This window comes from Burkholderia sp. Bp9140, assembly GCF_003853425.1.
Lineage (GTDB): Bacteria > Pseudomonadota > Gammaproteobacteria > Burkholderiales > Burkholderiaceae > Burkholderia.
The window spans coordinates 219,787-236,771 of sequence record NZ_QTPQ01000001.1 but is presented as its reverse complement, the minus strand read 5'-3'; the positions used below and the strand labels follow the sequence as shown (position 1 = coordinate 236,771).

General features: G+C 64.8%; 17 protein-coding genes. 8 read left to right on the top strand and 9 right to left on the bottom strand.

Features of this window, described 5'->3' with window-relative positions:
* The first annotated feature begins 88 nt into the window (after positions 1–88).
* The 4 genes from DIE21_RS01055 to DIE21_RS01040 all read left to right on the top strand — a co-directional run bounded on the left by DIE21_RS01055 (position 89) and on the right by DIE21_RS01040 (position 4,380).
* Entirely contained in the window at positions 89–1,117 is a 1,029-nt protein-coding gene (locus DIE21_RS01055; RefSeq protein ID WP_124495193.1) for a GlxA family transcriptional regulator, read from the top strand.
* Positions 1,118–1,230: 113 nt separating this feature from the next.
* Complete coding sequence (locus tag DIE21_RS01050; RefSeq protein WP_260426611.1) at positions 1,231–2,217, top strand: LysR substrate-binding domain-containing protein; 987 nt, start codon at positions 1,231–1,233, stop codon at positions 2,215–2,217.
* 160 nt (positions 2,218–2,377) lie between these two features.
* Complete coding sequence (locus tag DIE21_RS01045; protein ID WP_124495189.1) at positions 2,378–3,445, top strand: proline racemase family protein; 1,068 nt, start codon at positions 2,378–2,380, stop codon at positions 3,443–3,445.
* Between the two features lie 2 nt (positions 3,446–3,447).
* Positions 3,448–4,380, top strand: coding sequence for an ornithine cyclodeaminase family protein (locus DIE21_RS01040; RefSeq protein WP_124495187.1), 933 nt, complete (start codon positions 3,448–3,450; stop codon positions 4,378–4,380).
* A 147-nt stretch (positions 4,381–4,527) separates the two neighbouring features.
* On the opposite strand, the gene DIE21_RS01035 is transcribed toward DIE21_RS01040, so the two are convergent.
* A complete protein-coding gene (locus DIE21_RS01035) occupies positions 4,528–5,655 on the bottom strand; it encodes an aminotransferase class V-fold PLP-dependent enzyme (RefSeq protein WP_124495185.1) in 1,128 nt (375 codons plus the stop codon).
* 259 nt (positions 5,656–5,914) lie between these two features.
* Positions 5,915–6,856, bottom strand: a complete 942-nt coding sequence (locus DIE21_RS01030) for a LysR family transcriptional regulator (RefSeq protein WP_124495183.1) — start codon at positions 6,854–6,856, stop codon at positions 5,915–5,917.
* 142 nt (positions 6,857–6,998) lie between these two features.
* Here DIE21_RS01030 and DIE21_RS01025 point away from each other — a divergent pair, with 142 nt between their 5' ends.
* Positions 6,999–7,763, top strand: coding sequence for a substrate-binding domain-containing protein (locus DIE21_RS01025; RefSeq protein ID WP_185640543.1), 765 nt, complete (start codon positions 6,999–7,001; stop codon positions 7,761–7,763).
* A gap of 126 nt (positions 7,764–7,889) precedes the next feature.
* Here DIE21_RS01025 and DIE21_RS01020 read toward each other — a convergent pair whose 3' ends face one another.
* From DIE21_RS01020 to DIE21_RS00990, 7 genes are all read right to left on the bottom strand, one after another.
* Positions 7,890–8,267, bottom strand: a complete 378-nt coding sequence (locus DIE21_RS01020; protein ID WP_124495179.1) for a RidA family protein — start codon at positions 8,265–8,267, stop codon at positions 7,890–7,892.
* A 263-nt stretch (positions 8,268–8,530) separates the two neighbouring features.
* Positions 8,531–9,019, bottom strand: coding sequence for a cytochrome c (locus DIE21_RS01015; RefSeq protein WP_124495177.1), 489 nt, complete (start codon positions 9,017–9,019; stop codon positions 8,531–8,533).
* 35 nt (positions 9,020–9,054) lie between these two features.
* Positions 9,055–9,555, bottom strand: coding sequence for a cytochrome c (locus DIE21_RS01010; protein WP_124495175.1), 501 nt, complete (start codon positions 9,553–9,555; stop codon positions 9,055–9,057).
* Positions 9,552–10,097 (bottom strand): methylamine dehydrogenase light chain, encoded by a 546-nt coding sequence (locus DIE21_RS01005; protein ID WP_044847763.1) that lies wholly within the window; start codon positions 10,095–10,097, stop codon positions 9,552–9,554. Before DIE21_RS01005 ends, DIE21_RS01010 begins: the two co-directional genes overlap by 4 nt.
* A 39-nt stretch (positions 10,098–10,136) precedes the next feature.
* The gene (mauD, locus tag DIE21_RS01000) at positions 10,137–10,772 is read right to left on the bottom strand and encodes a methylamine dehydrogenase accessory protein MauD (protein ID WP_124495173.1); all 636 of its coding nucleotides are present in this window, start codon (positions 10,770–10,772) and stop codon (positions 10,137–10,139) included.
* Positions 10,769–11,323 (bottom strand): MauE/DoxX family redox-associated membrane protein, encoded by a 555-nt coding sequence (locus DIE21_RS00995; protein ID WP_124495171.1) that lies wholly within the window; start codon positions 11,321–11,323, stop codon positions 10,769–10,771. The genes mauD and DIE21_RS00995 overlap by 4 nt, the downstream gene beginning before the upstream one ends.
* Before the next feature lie 7 nt (positions 11,324–11,330).
* Positions 11,331–12,488: an amine dehydrogenase large subunit gene (locus DIE21_RS00990; RefSeq protein ID WP_124495169.1), complete on the bottom strand. Its 1,158-nt coding sequence runs from the start codon at positions 12,486–12,488 to the stop codon at positions 11,331–11,333.
* 241 nt (positions 12,489–12,729) lie between these two features.
* Here DIE21_RS00990 and DIE21_RS00985 point away from each other — a divergent pair, with 241 nt between their 5' ends.
* The 3 genes from DIE21_RS00985 to DIE21_RS00975 all read left to right on the top strand — a co-directional run bounded on the left by DIE21_RS00985 (position 12,730) and on the right by DIE21_RS00975 (position 16,956).
* On the top strand, positions 12,730–13,692 hold the full coding sequence (locus DIE21_RS00985; protein WP_124495167.1) for a helix-turn-helix domain-containing protein: 963 nt from the start codon (positions 12,730–12,732) through the stop codon (positions 13,690–13,692).
* A gap of 127 nt (positions 13,693–13,819) precedes the next feature.
* Positions 13,820–14,764 (top strand): GlxA family transcriptional regulator, encoded by a 945-nt coding sequence (locus DIE21_RS00980; RefSeq protein WP_124495165.1) that lies wholly within the window; start codon positions 13,820–13,822, stop codon positions 14,762–14,764.
* Positions 14,765–15,243: 479 nt separating this feature from the next.
* Positions 15,244–16,956, top strand: coding sequence for a M36 family metallopeptidase (locus DIE21_RS00975; protein ID WP_124495163.1), 1,713 nt, complete (start codon positions 15,244–15,246; stop codon positions 16,954–16,956).
* Positions 16,957–16,985 lie beyond the last annotated feature (29 nt).

Here is a 16,985-nt window from a genome sequence, read left to right as displayed (position 1 = left end):
GGTGTTGACGCGGAAAACTATAATTGCCGGTCAAGCGAAAAAATTGTACGTTTCGGACAATCAATGGCACGACTGGCGGAGACATCGGATGCGGGGCGACTATTCTTTTCTTCGGCCGGGCAAGTCCGCACCCGAGGTCGATGCGCCGCTCAGGATCGGCATCGCACCGACGCCGGATTTCACGCTGATGTCGCTGTCGTGCTTCGTCGAATTTTTGCGCCTGTCGGCAGATGAAGCGGACTTCAGCAGGCAGATCTACTGCTCGTGGGACCTGCTGTCTCACGATCATTCGCCGATTCGATCGAGTTGCGGCTTTCCGATGGTGCCGACCCGGCTCTTCGGCGATCCGTCCGAATACGACTACGTCGTGGTGCACGGCGGCTTGCTCCATAGTGCGGAGCCGATCCCCGACGAGCTTTACCGATTCATACAATCCTGCGTCGAAGCGCACGTTCCCGTTGTCGGGTTATGCACGGGTCAATTCATTCTTGCCGAGCTGGGCTATCTGGCAGGAAGGCGATGCGCCGTTCACTTCTCGCTCGCGCAAGCGATGCAGCGCAATTTTCCGGACATCATCGCCGTAACGGATGCGCCGGTCGTGGCGGACGGCGAGTTCATTACATGCCCCGGCGGTCTTGCCGCGATCAATCTCGCCATGCACCTGGTGACGACTCACTGCGGAAAGACGCGATCGCACAAGGCGCTCCATTACTTGATGGCCGACCGGGGCTTCGAAGAAATACAGGCGCTGAAGAATGACGACGAGGTCGGCCTGCATTGCCCCGATCGACGAGTCGTCAACGCGGTGGGTCTGATGAGGCAACGCACGTTCGAACCGGGTTCGATCGCCGGCATTGCACAGTCGATCGGCACGACCGAGCGGGAACTGACGCGACTTTTCAAGAAGCATCTGCGCGTCGCGCCGCTGCAGTACTGGCGGAGCATGCGCCTGAAAGCCGCGAAATGGATGGTCATCAACAGCGATCGGTCCGTGACTCAGATTGCATACGAGTGCGGCTTCACGGACAGTTCGCATCTGATACATTGGTTCAAACGCGAATACAACGTCACGCCGTTCAAGCTGAGAAAGCTTCGATCCGACTTTGGCGTGCATTAGCCGGCTCGACGGCGAGCGACCATTCGCTTCCCGCCATCCAACGCGAGTCCGTGCGTCGGACTTGGTCCCATCCCCTAACGTCTGTAGAAATCGCCATGGCGCCTCGGTTTGAAATGAGCGAAACATTGGTCGGTGCGCTGTCTCTGCGCGCCATCAAATCATTTCTTGCGGCCGCTAAATTCAACAGCTTTACCGGGGCGGCCAATGCATTGAGCGTGACGCCCGCGGCGGTGAGCAAGCAGGTGCGGGAACTGGAGGACTACCTGGGTACGGAGCTTTTCGTCCGTTCAGGCAGGGCCGTCACCCTGACCGCCGATGGCGAGATGTTCAAGGACGCCGCCCAGCTTTCATTGATCAATATCCATCAGGCCGCCGAGCGCCTGCGGAAGAAGGTTCCCGCCAGGCAGACGCTCATCGTCTGCTGCTCACCGGCATTTTCGGCACTCTGGCTGCACAAGCGGCTGCCCGAATTCATTCAAGCCAATCCGGATATCGAGCTCACGGTCCTGGCCACGCAAAATTTCATCTCGATGGAAGCAGGTGTGCAGCCGGACGTCTACATCGCCAAGCTGGCCAGCATGCGCGACGGATACGATAGCGAGCACCTGTTCGACGACGAGGTCTATCCCGTCTGCACACCGCAGTATTTGCGGGATCATGGCCCCGTCGAGACGCCGGAAAGGCTGCTGGACATGTCATTGCTGGATATCAGCGCCTATGGTCGTTCGCAGATCTCCGAGCATATCGACTGGAAAGTCTGGCTGGCACTGCATGACGTCGACACCAGCTGGCGCGCGGACATTCCGCGCCAGCTATTCACCAGCAACGACTATCCGGGCATCGTGCAGTTGGCCCTGGCTCACCAGGGCGTCGTCCTGGGCTGGCATCACCTCGTGGGCGACCTGGTGCAAAGCGGCCACTTCGTGCGTCCGCTGCCGCACAAGACGGTGATGAAGAATCGCGGCCACTACCTGTCGGTCCGAAAAGACAAGGCGGACGCCGTCGTGTGCAAGCAGTTCTGCCAGTGGGTCAGGCAGCAGCTCGCGCGGCATCCCGCTGCCGATGAAACGGGCCCCGCCCCCGGCACACCGGAACGCTGAGCGCCTGTACCGAACCGGCCCTGCCCGGCAAAGGCGGCGGCATCTTCAACCAAAAGTTGAAGGAATGCCGGAGGAAATGTCGCTTAAGTTATCCGCGAAACGGGCATAAATTTCCCTTCACGCCGCACTCGGTCGGCGGCGCTGAAGAGGAAACCGGCACATGGGATTCAAGAGAACCATTCACGCGGTGGAGACGCATTCGGGTATTCCCATGCGGGTGGTCACCGGTGGCATTCCGCAAATTCCCGGCGACACCGTCCACGCCAGGATGAAATGGCTGGAGGCCAACGACGATGGCTTGCGCAAGCTGCTGTTGCGCGAGCCGCGCGGCTACCCGGCGCACTGCTGCAACATCGTCGTGCCGCCGTGTCACCCGGATGCGGACGCGGGCTACATCATCCTCGAGCAGGTCGAGTATCCGATGATGTCGGGCGGCAACACCATTTCCGTGGCCACCGTGTTGCTGGAAATGGGCATGCTGCCCATGCAGGAGCCCGTGACGGAACTGACGCTGGAAGCGCCGGCCGGGCTGATCCGCCTCACCGCCGAGTGCAAGGACGGCAAGGTCAAGCGCGTGACGTTCAGGAACGTACCGGCGTTTGCCGCGCACCTGGATGCCGTCATCGACGTGCCGCATCTGGGCAAGGTGCGGGTCGACGTGGGTTGGGGCGGCATGTTCTACGCGATTGCCGACGTGCGCCAGTTCCCGGGGCTCGAGCTCAAGCCCGAACACGGAAAGGAGATCACGCGGGTTTCCGCGCTGATCCGGCAGGCTGCCATCGAGCAGTTGCCGGTCGCGCACCCGGACTATCCGGGCGTGGGCATCACCATCTCGCAACTGTCCGGCCCCGCAGACGACCGCAACGCAGACTGGAAGAACGTGGTCACCATGCCGACCGGGCCGCTCTCCTGGGATGACCCGTCCACCTGGACCGGCGCGATCGACCGCTGCCCCTGCGGCACCGGCACCTGCGCCAAGATGGCCGTGCTGCACGCCAAGGGCGAATTGCCGCTGCATCAGGATTTCCGGCACCAGGGCATCCTGGGTACCGTCTTCACCGGTCGGCTCGTGGAAGAGGCCCGCATCGGCGACAAGGCCGCCGTGGTTCCTACCCTGGCCGGCACCAGCTGGATCCATGGGATCAGCACCATCGTGCTCGATCACGACGACCCGTTCCCCGAGGGTTACACCCTGGGAGACATCTGGCCGCAACAGCAGGAGCGTTGAACGTGCAAATCATTTCAGCGGAACAGATCAGGTCGGTACTCGATTGGGACGGGGTGCTCGACGCGTTGCACGACGGGCACGCCGGTTCCCGGCCCATCGGCGACAGTTATTTCATCGGGGATGCGAGCTTTGGCTTGTTCAGCCGGGGCGTCATCCTGCCCGGCAAGGGCGCCGGGTTCAAAATTGCCTCCCTCTTTCCCGCCAATAGCCTGGCCAGCCCGCCGTTGCCAACGGAGCAGGCTGCGTTTCTGGTTCTGGACGAGCGGACCAAAGGCATCGTCGCCATGCTCGACGGCCCGGAAATCACGAGATGGAAGACCGCGGCCGATTCCGCGCTGGCGGCAAGGAAACTGAGCCGCGAGAACAGCGAGGTCCTTCTCGTCCTGGGTGCGGGGCCGGTCGCAAGGTCGTTGACGGATGCCTATCTCCACATCCGTCCGTCCATTCGTCAGGTGTTGTTGTGGAATCGCACAGCGTCCAGGCTGGATGCCGCGCGTGCGGACCTCGAGGCGAGAAACATCGAGGTCTGCGTGGTCGACGACGTGGATGCCGCCGTGGCCCGCGCAGACATCATTACCGCAGCCACCAGCACGTCCACACCGATGATTCGAGGCGAGTTCGTGCGGCCCGGTACCCATGTCGATCTGGTGGGCGGGTACCGGCCGGATATGCAGGAGGCCGATTGCGATGTGCTCAGAGGAGCGCGCATTTTCGTGGACGACCGCGAGAACGCCGCGCAATCAGGTGACATCCTGATTCCGATGCAGACGCAAGCGATACAGGCGAATGATATCGAAGGAGACCTGTTCGATCTGTGCCGGATGTCGGCGTTTCATCGTTCGGCTGAAGAGCGCACGGTTTATAAAAATGCCGGTGGTGCGCACCTGGATCTCATCGTCAGCCAGTACGTTGTCGAACGGCTGCAATCGATCTGAATGAATTGCCGCAAACGCCGATGGTTGACGTGCGCTGCAAGCGGCCGGAGCCAGAGTCGGCGGTTCAGGCGGCGCATTTGGTCGAGTCGAAGGCATCGACGTCTTCGCTTCATGCGCCGCCATGTACCGTTACACCGAATCGACGCGCTACAGAACCCGTTCCAGTGCGCTCGCAAACCGCGCGACCGCGGCATCGACGTCATGCAGTTTGTCGAGACCGAACAAGCCGATGCGGAAGGTCTTGAAATCCGCCGGCTCGTCGCATTGCAGCGGCACGCCGGCCGCGATCTGCATGCCGACATCGGCGAATTTCTTGCCGGACCGGATGTCGTCGTCGTCGGTGTAGCTGACCACGACGCCCGGCGCCTCAAAGCCTTCGGCCGCCACGCTCCTGAAACCCTTCTCGGCCAGCAACGCGCGAATCCGCGTGCCGAGTTCGAGCTGCTCCGCCCTCACCTTGTCGAAGCCGTATGCTTCCGTTTCCTTGATGACGTCGCGCAGCGTCGCAAGGCTGTCCGTGGGCATCGTCGCGTGGTACGCGAAGCCGCCGTTCTCATACGCTTCCATGATCTGCAGCCACTTGCGCAGATCGCAGGCAAAACTGGTGCTGGTCGTCGCATCGATGCGCTCGCGCGCGAGCGGGCTGAGCATCACCAGCGCACAACCCGGCGACGCGCTCCAGCCCTTTTGCGGCGCGCTGATCAGCACGTCGACACCGCTCTTCTCCATATCGACCCAGATCGTGCCGGACGCGATGCAATCCAGCACGAACATGCCACCGACCGCATGCACGGCGTCGGCCACCGCGCGCAGATACGTATCGGGCAACATCATCCCGGATGCGGTTTCGACGTGCGGAGCGAAGACCAGATCCGGCTTGTGTTCCTGAATCGCGGCGACGACTTCTTCGATCGGGGCCGGCGCAAACGCCGCCTGCCTGCCCGATTCGACCGGACGCGCCTTCAACACGATCGATTCGGACGGGATGCTGCCCATGTCGAAAATCTGCGACCAGCGGAAGCTGAACCAGCCGTTGCGGATGACCAGGCACTTCTTGTTCGTCGCGAACTGCCGGGCCACGGCTTCCATGCCGAAGGTCCCGCTGCCCGGGACGATGACGGCCGCCTTCGCGTTGTAGACCTTCTTCAGCGCGGCGGAAATATCGCGCATGACGCCCTGGAAGCGCTGCGACATGTGATTGATCGACCGGTCGGTGTACACCACCGAATATTCGAGGAGCCCGTCGCGGTCGACATCGGGAAGTAATCCTGGCACGTTCGCCTCCGGTAAAGGATGAAGCATGGGATGAGGGGGCGCGGTATGCGTGAGTCGGTACCGCTGCGCACGATGCAAATATGCGTTTTGCCTCTACGACGAACGATTCTAACGAATGCCAGCTGCCACTTGGGGATTTTGGGGATTTGTGCGGTGCGCACATGAAGCCTGGGGCACACGGACACGCATGCGCGTTTCGTACATCGATCGGCCTGACGACATCACACGCATCGCCTCGGCGCCTCCCTGACGGCAGCGATCAGCTTTCGGCGAGCGACCTGGCCAGTCTGCGCGCGTGTTCGGCGAACCGCTCGGCGACCGGACTTAATGTGCGGTTCCTCAACGTGATCAGCATCGTCGGTACGGCCCAGGTCGGCAGATCGATCGGCAACACCTTGATCCAATCCTGATCGGGGCCGAAGTGCAGCAGCGAGTGCGGCATCACCGTTATGAAACGCCCGGTGCGAAGCAATGTCCGGCGCAGATTCAGCGAGCCGGTCAGCACGCGGGCGTACGGCGGTTCCGCCCCGATCGCGCGAAACGCTTCAAAGATCGGTGAATGCGGCGCGACTTCGTTCGGCGACAAAATCCACGGCGCATCGACGAGATCGGCGAGCGTAAATCGGCGCCGCTTCGCCGCCCATTCGCTGTGATTCGACACGACTATCCGCAGTTGCTCGTGAAACAGCGGCTCTCCGTTCATGTCCGGGTCGGGCACGGCCGTGTAGGGTCTCGCGATGACCAGTTCGCAGATTCGCTCGCGCAGGAAGTGAGTCTGCAGCACCGGCGCATCACCCGACGCGACCGAGAAAACCAGGCGCGGATGTCGATGCGACATATCCTCGATGATGGCCGCGGCCAGCCCTGCCGTGATCGTTTCCACGCATCCGATGCTGAGTTCGCCGGCGTCGGGGTCAGCGAGAAACGCCATCTCTACGGCGCCACGCCGCAATTCGTCGAAGATCGCCGCGCCGTGCTTGAGCAGCGCCTGTCCGAACACGGTCGGTACGACGCCGTGGTGGCTGCGGTCGACGAGCCGTACGCCGAGAACGCTTTCCAAGTCCGCTATCGCCTTGGAGACGGCCGGCTGAGACATGTGAAGCTGTTGCGCCGCCTTCCGCATCCCACCCGTATTGACGACCGTCATCAACGTGTCGAGATCGCGCAACTTCAGTCGTCGTCGGATTCGGTCGCCGTCCATGCCCAAACCTATTCCATTTCGTGATCACGCCATGCCGATTTGAAATTATATCTGGATCAAGCGCCAGCCTATGATGGTAACCGGGACGGCCTTGCGCACCCGCATGCCGGGGCCGGTGGACGTTTCGGACGGGGAGACGGCGATGATCATCAGGATGCTGTTGAATGGGTGTTTCGTTGCGTTGCTGATGCTCGCCGGCATCAGTGTGGCATGCGCGGACGGCCTCAAGGTGTTCAGCACGCCGACGCTCAAAGCGACACTCGCCGAACTCGCGCCCGCGTTCGAATCGAAGACCGGCCAACGACTCGTGACGACGTTCGACAACGCCACGACGCTGGAGCGCCGGATCGAAGCCGGGGAAGCATTCGACGTCGCGATCCTGCTGCCCGGCCAGATCGACGCGTTGATCAAAGCAGACAAAATCGTATCGATCACGCGTACCGACGTCGCGAAAGCTTCGGTCGGAATGGCCGCGCGCGCGGATGTCCCCGTGCCGACTATCGCGACGGTCGACGCGTTCAGGCAGGCACTGGTCAACTTGCGTTCGCTGTCGTGGTCGCCGGAGAGCGGGAGCGGAGCCTGGCTCGTCGAACTACTCGACCGGCTTGGCATCTCGGACACGGTCAGGCCGCATCTCGTACCCGTGCGGGGCGGCGACGTCATCGCGGCCGTGGCGGATGGCACGGCTGATGCGACCGTCATCACGGTGCCGAACATCGTCGATGTCCCAGGCGTCCGGCTGGTCGGTCTGCTGCCGCGCGAACTCCAGCACGACACGGTCTACACCGCCGGCATCGGCCGCGATACGAAGGATCCCGCCGCGGCGCAGGCGCTGATCCAATTACTGACATCGGCCGAAGCGATAGCCGTTCTGCGCAAAAGGGGCTTTGAGCCGCCGGCTCGATAACGCACGACCATCGCAACTACCGATATGCCGAAAAATTTCGAGCTTGCCGCCATCCGCCATCCATTTTCATGGATGCGGGCATCGATCCGACGCTCACCCGGATACCCGGCACACCGCTCTCGGCGCTCAGGGCCTGCAGGCAATCGCCTCGATTTCGATCTTGGTACCGACCATGTTCGTCGCCTGCAAGGTCGATCGTGACGGCTTGTTCCCCGGGAAGAACTCCGCATAGACACGATTGAATTCCGCGAAGTCGCGCGCGTCCTCGAGCCAGACAGTGGTTTTCACCACGTCGCCGAGTGTGCATCCCGCCAGCGAGAGCACGTGGGCGACGTTCTTCAATGTCTGACGCGTCTGCGCTTCGATCCCGCCTGCGACGAGGCTCCCGTCTTCGTTTCTCGCCACCTGACCGGACACGAACACCAGATCGCCAGCCTTGGTCGCCAGCGACCGGGGCAGGTTTCGAGTGACCGGATTGCGCTCTGCAAAGTATTCGATCGCCATTTGAGCCTCCCACGATCCATTCAGCGCCGGCGTCGACCGGCGAAACGAGCGTAACGCGGAAATGGCGCGCTGCCAATTCGGTGTTCTCGATCGGGAAACTGCTACGCGCCGCAGCATCCGGTCAACGTAATACGCATCGCCGGCGCGGCGTGCCTGATCCTCGGCGTCGTGTTGATCCGCGCGTGACGGCGCGGGGATACCGCGCCGCCCTGAATACCGCCAATCCGCCGTTCCCGGTACCGAAGCTTCATCGGCGAAGCCGATCAGTACCGATCCGACACACCCGTGACCCCGCGCTCGTGCAGCGCGCGGACCAGCCCGGCACGTACCGTCGCGACGTCAGAAAACGCCGGCCGTCGATGCGCGGCGACTTCGGCCGCGGTATAAGGCTTGAAATCGCGCGGCAGCGCATCGCGGTTCATCGTCGTGAGCACCCAGTTGAGCACGTCGGCGAGATCCTTGTCCGACAGCGCCGAATTCGACGCGCCGGGCACGCGCATCACGTACTCGCGCCCCGCTGACAGATGCGTGAAATAACCAAGCGAGTTCGCGAGCGGCGGCACCTTGCCCGGAATGCCGCCGCCCGTCGCCGTGTGGCAGCCCATGCAGTTGAGCACCCAGTGCTGGTGCGCGCGTGTGGTGTCGGTCACGCCGTCGGCATGTGCGGGTACGGCAATCGCGCATGCCGCGACAGCAACCCCCAGCACCGAAGACAGACGGCGTGTCACGAATGCCCCGATCCGCAACGCCACCGCACGCCGGCCACGACGCCGAATGCATCCGGCATTCACAGCCCCAGCCCCTTCGTCACGACCGCACGTTGCGCGTGAACGGCCGTGCCGTCCATCTCCTTCGCACGCGCCGCGCGAATGTCGGCTGCCGTGAACGGCTTCGCGTCGCCGTGCTTGTCGTTGAGATCGAACACGACGTAGTTGAGCACGTTCGCGATATCGTCATCGCTTGCGCTCGCGAACGACGGCATTTTGAAGTTGTAGCGTTTGTCGTGCACGTTGATCTCGCCGAACATCCCGTGCAACAGCGTCGCGACGAGCTGCGCGCGGCCCGCCTCTGCCGTCGCGTACTTGCCCGGATACTCGGTCAGCGGCGGCGCGAGGCCGTCCTGCCCCTTGCCGCCCGCCTGGTGGCACACCGCGCATTGCGCGTCGAACAGGCTCTTGCCCGCCGGGTAATGGACGGCCTGCTGCGCACCGGCCAAACCCGGCAACGCAAAACCCGCGACAGCCGCCACGCACGCGACCACGATCATTCCAGCTTGCTTCACGTTCATTGCTTGGCTGCTCCCAACAAGACCGAAACCGAACAGTGATAATTCGAATTGCCGTTCGCCATGCACCAGTTGATGTCGTTGTTCAGCGACAGCTTGTACAGCGGCTTCTCGCGCTCGTTGCGGTTGCAGAAGCACTTGCCGCACGACGTCTTGCCGCAGCAGTCGTTGTACGACACGATGTAGTCCGACCCGTCGTGCGGATTGCGGCAGGTGCCGATCCACGTGATCGGCGACGGCGTCGTGCCCGGCGGGCAGCTGCTCGACGTGCCGCCGCAGCAACTGCACAGCCAGCCGTCGATCGCGCAGTATTTCCAGTAATCGCAGCTCATCGGATCGTCGCTTGCGCCCGACGCGGCGGCACCGGATGCCGCCGATGCGCCGGACGCCGCATCCGCTGCATACGCGGTGCGATCGACCGGCAACAGCGGCAGCATCGCCGACCCCACCAGCACCTTGCCGAGCTTCGCCATCGCACTGCGCCGCGAACTATGCTGCGCGACGCCACGCGCCGACCGCTCGAACCATGAATCAAACAGGCCCATGTCGTTGTCCTCCGTTGACGTTGAAAGAGGGTCGGCCGATCACGCGCGCTGCGCGTGCTTTTCGTGACCGCCGTGGTCGTGATCGCCGTGCACGAACTGCTGCAGCGATGCAACGCCACGCTCCTTCGCTTCGAACAGGCTCTCCAGATGCTCGCGGGTGTTGACGAGCCCCTTCGCGCGCACGGTGCCGGTGTCGTCGAGCAGCACCGCATACGGCAGCTTGCCGATCTGGTACGCGAGGCCGAGTTCCTGCGACAGCACGTACGGGAAACGCGCGAGGTCGTGCTTCTGCGCGAAGCGCGTGTGTTCATCGCGATCACCGTCGCTCGCGAGCACGATGTTCACCGGCGTCGATTCGCTCGCCTGCAGCGACGGCAACAGCGGCAGCAGCTTCTTGCAGACCGGGCACGTCGGCGACAGGAAGAACAGCAGCGTCGCCTTGCCCGATGCATCGATGCCGCCGACCTTCACCTGCGAGCCGCGAATGTCGGTCAGTTCGAAGGTCGGCGCCATCGCGCCGACTGCCGGGCCCTTGTCGATCATCAGTGCGCCGGCCGGCATGATGCGTTCGTACAGGATGCCGATCTGGCGCACGAGCGCGAGGCAGATCGCGCCGAGCGCGAGAACGGCGACCCACAGCAAGGCGGTGGAAACGGTGAGAGCGGTTTGCATCATGAATTCCTCAGATGGGAAAGGCGCGGTACGTTGGCGAGCAGCACGTCGACGGTGAGCAGCGCGCAGACGATCAGCAGCACGGAAGAGAACAGCGTCAGATAGTCGAACCACACGACCGCGCGGCTGCCCGGCTCGACGAACGCGGTCGCGGCCAGCACGACGAGCAGCAGCACGCGTGCGACATGCAGCCAGCCGATGCCGCGCGGCGCATCCGCGCGCGCGGCGGCAAAACCGGAACAGCCGCAGTCGATGTCGGTATGGCCGCGCAGGATGTTGATCGTCATGCCGGCCGCGAAGACGAGCAGCAACGCGATCAGGCCGAGCGCGCCGGTCATGCGTGTCTCGTGAAACAGCAGCGCCGCGGCGCCGACGGCTTCCGCGAGCGGAATCGCGAACGCGGCGGGTACGGTGAGCGCATCGGGCAGCAGGCGATAGCCGGCGAGCGCCTGCCGGAACGCCGCAGGCCGGCGCATCTTCGCGAAGGCGCCGAGCAGCACGACGACGGCAGCGCCGGCCTGCGCGCTGGTGGCGAGTACGGGATCGAGCGTCATCGCGGCCTCACGGGTTCACGAGCAGCGTCGACGTACTGCCGATCTGCTTCTCGACGTGCTGCAGCTTGCCGGTGCGCGCGTCCATCACGACGAGATCGGACGTGCCCGTCAGCCCGTAGAACAGCGGCTTGTCATCCTCGCTGACCTGGATCGACACGAGCGGATCGATCTTCAGCTGCGCGAGATCCCAGCGCGCGACGCGCTGTTTCGTCTTCAGGTCGTACACCCACACCTGCGTGCCGGGATCCTTGTGCGTGCCGTCGCCGCCCTTGTGCATCAGCACGTAGTAGCGGTTCTGCTTCGCGTGCACGGCCGTCTGCTGCATGCCGCCCGGGCGCCAGCCCTCGGCGCGCTCGGCGTCGGTCAGCAACGACCACGACTTGCCGAACGCGGGCTTGTCGCCGCTGAAATCGGCGCCGCGCACGTTGCCGTGGTACGTCGTGAACAGATAGCCGCCGTGGTAGCGCGACGCGTTGATGAAGGCCGGATCGTTGTCGACGTCGATGAACGCGTCCGACATCGTGCGCTTCGCTTCCTTGCCGTTCGCGTCGAGCGTGACGGTGAGCGCCTTGCCGCTTTCGCACAGCGCGGCGAAGCGGTCGTTCCCCGACGGATACGCGAGCACGCATGCCGCGGTGTCGATCTCCGACAGCACCTTCTTCGACACCGCGTCGATCACCGTCACCGACGCAGCCGGCGTGATGTTCGCGACGTACAGCCGCTTGCCGTCCGCGCTGAACGCGGTGTTGTACGGCGACGGCACGTGCTGCCCGTGCTTCGCCGGAATCACGATCTCGCCCGTGTGATCGAGCGTCGTGTTGTCGGTCATCTCGACGACGTCGGTCCGCGTGCCGTGCGAGCCGCGCGAGAAATAGGTCGTCGCGATGAAGCTCGTCTTGTGGTCGGGCGAGATCGCGAGGCCGGGCGCGAAGCCGCCGTCGATCTGGCCGAGCAGCTTCCTCGCGTCGGCGTCGTACACGAAGATTCGCCCGTCGGTCATCGTCGGCATCGCGATATCGACGACGTACACCTCGTGCGGATGCCACGGCGGCATCTTCTGCACGACCAGTTCCTCAGGCTTTTCCGTCGCGTCCGCGCTGCCGGCCCACGCCGCCGCGAACGCCAGCGTCGCCGCGTAAGCCGCGGTGCGTCGCCTTGTTCTCATGTCGCCTCCAGTTGGGATTCACGTTATGTGGGGCGACTGTAGTTCGACAATAAATCCGTTCAGCACCCGGACCGGCAACGCGTGCGTGCCGATTCGGGATATTGGAAAACCGCCTGAAAGGCGCCTGTTGCCGGCAGCTTCCGACCCCTCGAAAACCCCCGGAGGAATAGCGCTCATCCGTATTGCACCGACCGCGCGGTCGGTTTAATCTTGCGCGGTCCGAACGATCGCCGGAGGCGCCGTGCTCGTGTTTCACCAGAGGTTCGACGACGCAGACCGGCATGCCGAGGCGCTGCGCGGCTGGGACCAGCGTTACGACCAGATCGGCTCCGGCTCGTATCGCAGCGCGGTCAAGCACGTGGAGCTCGACGGCGTGCAGCTGTTCCAGGAGGCGGCGAACGTGCGCGTCATCCAGCGCGGGCGCCTGCCGCCCGGCCATACGGTGTTCGGGATGCCGCTCACCGGCTCGGGCACCTTCGCGTTCGGCGATGCGCGCATCGAACGCGGCACGATCGTGATGGCGCGCGGCGGCGCGCCTTTCGAACTCCATTCTCCTGACGACATGTCGCTGATCGGCGTGGCTGTCGATCCCGAGCTGACGCAGCAGATCGAGGATGCCGCCGACGTCCGGCTCGACACGCGCACGCTGCGGCGCGGCGTCGTCGATGTGCCGGTCGCCGCGCGCGAACGCGCGAGCGTGCAGCTCGCGACGCTGCTCGAACGCGTACTGTCGGCGCCCGACATGTTCGACGCGCCCCGTGCGCAGTCCGAGCTGCGCTGCGATGTCGCCAACGTGCTCGTCGATCTCCTCACCTACCGGATGCCCGAGCCGCCAAACCGCCTCACGCATGCGTGCCACGCCGACATCGTGCGCCGCGTGCACGACTACGTGATCGAGCACCCGGAAGCGCCCGTCGACATCCTGAGCCTGTGCACGCAGCTGCGCGTGAGCCGGCGCACGATGCAGAACAGCTTCCAGTCGGTCGTGCAGACCGGCCCGCTGAACTACACGCGCTCACTGCGCCTCGCGCAGGTGCGACGCCTGCTGCTCGACACGCGGCAGTCCGACCTGCCGATCTGCGAGGCGGCCGCGCGCTGGGGCTTCATCCACCTCGGGCATTTCGCGAACGCGTACAAGGCCCAGTTCGGCGAACTGCCCTCGACGACGGCGCGCCGGACGGTGCGCCACGCAAAAACGCGCTGACCGCCCGCAAAACCCGCGATAATCCGTGGTTGAACGTGCGACGCCCGCGAGCCGGGCGCGGCGTGTGGCTGCCCTGGCCGCTCGCCGCGCAGCGCGCGACGCCCCCCCGACTCCACCCCACGCCCCGATGCCAGAGGATTTCCACTTCCTGTTGCTGCCCGGCTTCTCCGCGCTCGGCTTCATGTCCGCGGTCGAGCCGCTGCGCGTCGCGAACCGGTTTCGCACCGAGCTGTACCGCTGGCACGTGATCAGCGCGGACGGCGCGCCCGTCGCCGCGAGCAACGGCATCCCGGTCGCGGCCGAAGCCGCATACGCGGACGTCGCGCAGGTCGGGACGGTGTTCGTGGTCGCCGGCTTCGATCCGCTCGTGTGCTACGACCGCGCGCTCGGCGACTGGCTGCGCCGCCAGAACCGGCACGGCGCGACGCTCGGCGGCATCGACACCGGCAGCTTCGTGCTCGCGGAGGCCGGGCTGTTCGACGCATCGCAAACGCTCACGCTGCACTGGGAGGCGCTTGCCGCATTCCGCGAACGCTACCCGGGCCTGAACGCGACACAGGAATTGTTCGAGATCGACGACCGGCGCATCACCTGCGCGGGCGGCACCGCGTCGATCGACATGATGCTCGACCTGATCGGCCGGCGGCACGGCGCCGATCTCGCGGCGGCGATCTCCGAGCAGTTCGTCGTCAGCCGCATCCGGCAGCGCTCGGACAGCCAGCGGCTCGAAATCGCCGCGCGCTACGGCGTGCACAACCGCAAGCTGATCCAGGTGATCGACACGATGCAGCGGCACATGGAGAACCCGCTCGGCTCCGACGCGCTCGCGCAGGACGTGTCGATCACGCGGCGCCAGCTCGAACGGCTGTTCAGCGCGACGCTGAACGACACGCCGACGCGCTTCTACCTGAACCTGCGCCTCGATCGTGCGCGCGAGCTGCTGCAACAGACCGACATGAGCATCACGGCGGTGTGCGTCGCATGCGGCTTCGAATCGCCATCGCATTTCTCGCGCACGTACCGCTCGCGTTTCGGCGTGAGCCCGCGCAGCGACCGCCGCGCGACGCGCTGAACGGCGCTGCTTTTGCGTACAATCCGGCGCGCTATTGCGCACGCCGGCAGCGTTTCCCGCCATTCTCTGAACAATATCGGCGATTGATCGACGGACCGAAGCGGCCTTCGAAAATAATTTGCAAAGTCGCTGAAAATGTTCTGTAACATACCTCGCAATTAGATAGGCAGCCCTAAGGAGATGAGAGCCCGGGTCCGACGCACGTCGCGCCGCGCAGGCTGCCGAACCGATATCCATGCCGATCCGAGGGGTATGACATGACGATGCTCGCTTCGCCGTCGCCGCACCTGCCTGCCGTTCGCTTCCCCGCCGCCTGTCCTTTCCGATTCGCTTCGACCTGACGCTTAGTCGTCCTCAGTCAGTCGAATCTCCCAGCACCGCTTCGCCGCACCGGTTCCATCGAGCCGGCGCGCGGGCCGTGTCGTGCCTGCTCGCCACAAGCGTGCAGGCGTGTCCAACCGTTGAGATGAGGATCACGTATGCAGACATCACGCAAAGCATTGCCGCTCGCCCTGGGTCTCGCGCTCGGTTTCGGCATCGTCGGCGGCAGCGCGGCCGATACCAAGGTCGCGAACCCGCAGGCGTCGAGCCTGCGCGAAAGCCTGACGCGCGGCGTGGCACCGGCCGCGGCCAAGGCCGATACCGCCGCGGGGCAGTTCCGCGCCGACGGCGTCGCCGTCACGCTGTACAACCCCGCGTATCGCGCGAAGAAGGCGGCCGCCACGCCCGCCGCCACCGCGCGCGATTTCGTCGCGTCGCAGGCAACGCAGCTCGGGCTCGACCCGGCCGCGCTCGCGAGCCTCGCGGTGACATCGGAGCGCAGCGACGCCGACTTCACCGTCGTACGCTTTCAGCAGCAGGCGGCGGGGCTGCCCGTGTACGGTAGCGACATCGCGGTGACGGTCGCGAAGGACGGCCGCATCCTGTACGTCGCGAGCAACACGATCAACGGCGTGGTCGCCACCGCGCACAAGGCGCAGGCCGTCGACCAGCAGCAGGCGTTCGACCGCGCGCGCGCGTATCTCGGCGTCAGCGGCTTCACGAATCTCGACGCGCAACGCGTCGCGTTCGTCGACAAGGCCGGCACGCATACCGCGTGGAAGGTGCGCGGCCGCCCGCAGGACGGCCCGAAGGGCGACTGGGAACTGCTGATCGACGCGGACAGCGGTGAAGTGCTGCGCGCCGAGGACAAGGCGCTCTATGCGACCGACGGCACCGGTTTCGTATTCCGGCCCGATCCGCTTTCGTCGACGAAGAGCAGCTACGGCAGCACGGGCTACAAGGACAACAGCGACGCCGATTCCACGCAGCTCACGGCCGCGCGCGCGCGCGTGACGCTGAAGGAGCTCGCGCAGTCGGGCGCGCGCTACGTGCTGTCGGGCCCGTATGCGTCGTGCGTCGACTTCGACGCGCCGCGCGACAACGCGTGCCCGGCACAGGCGACGCCGGCGTTCGAGTTCGCGCGCGGCAACCTGTATTTCGAGGCGGTGAACACGTACTTCCACATCGACACGTTCCTCCGTTACGTGAACCAGACGCTCGGCATCAAGGCGCTGCCGTACCAGTACACGGGCGGCGTGCAGTACGACCCGCACGGCGAATCGGGCGACGACAACTCGTCGTACTCGTCGAGCAGCGGCCGGCTGACCTTCGGGCAGGGCGGCGTCGACGATGCGGAAGATGCCGACGTCGTGATCCACGAGCTCGGCCACGGCATCCACGACTGGGTGACCAACGGCGGCCTGTCGCAACAGGAAGGCCTGTCGGAAGGCACCGGCGACTACCTCGCCGCCGCGTACAGCCGCGACTTCAACCAGTGGAGCCCGTCCGACGCGCAGTATCACTGGGTCTACAACTGGGACGGCCACAACGAATACTGGGGCGGCCGCGTGACGAACTGGAACGTCGGGCGCACGTATGCGCAGGCACGCGGCGCGGAGATCCACACGGCCGGCCAGTACTGGGCGTCGTGCAACCTCGTCGCGCGCGACGCGATCGGCGCGCAGGCGATGGACAAGGCGTTCCTGAAGGGGCTGTCGATGACCAACAGCTCGACGAACCAGAAGGCCGCCGCGCAGGCGGTGCTGACGGCCGCCGCCGCGCTCGGCTACAGCAGCGCACAGCTCACGGCAATCGGCAATGCGTACAACCAGAGCTGCACGTACGGCGTGACCGTGCCGCAGAAGTCGTAATTCCGCAGCAGGCGGGGGAGCGTCGCACG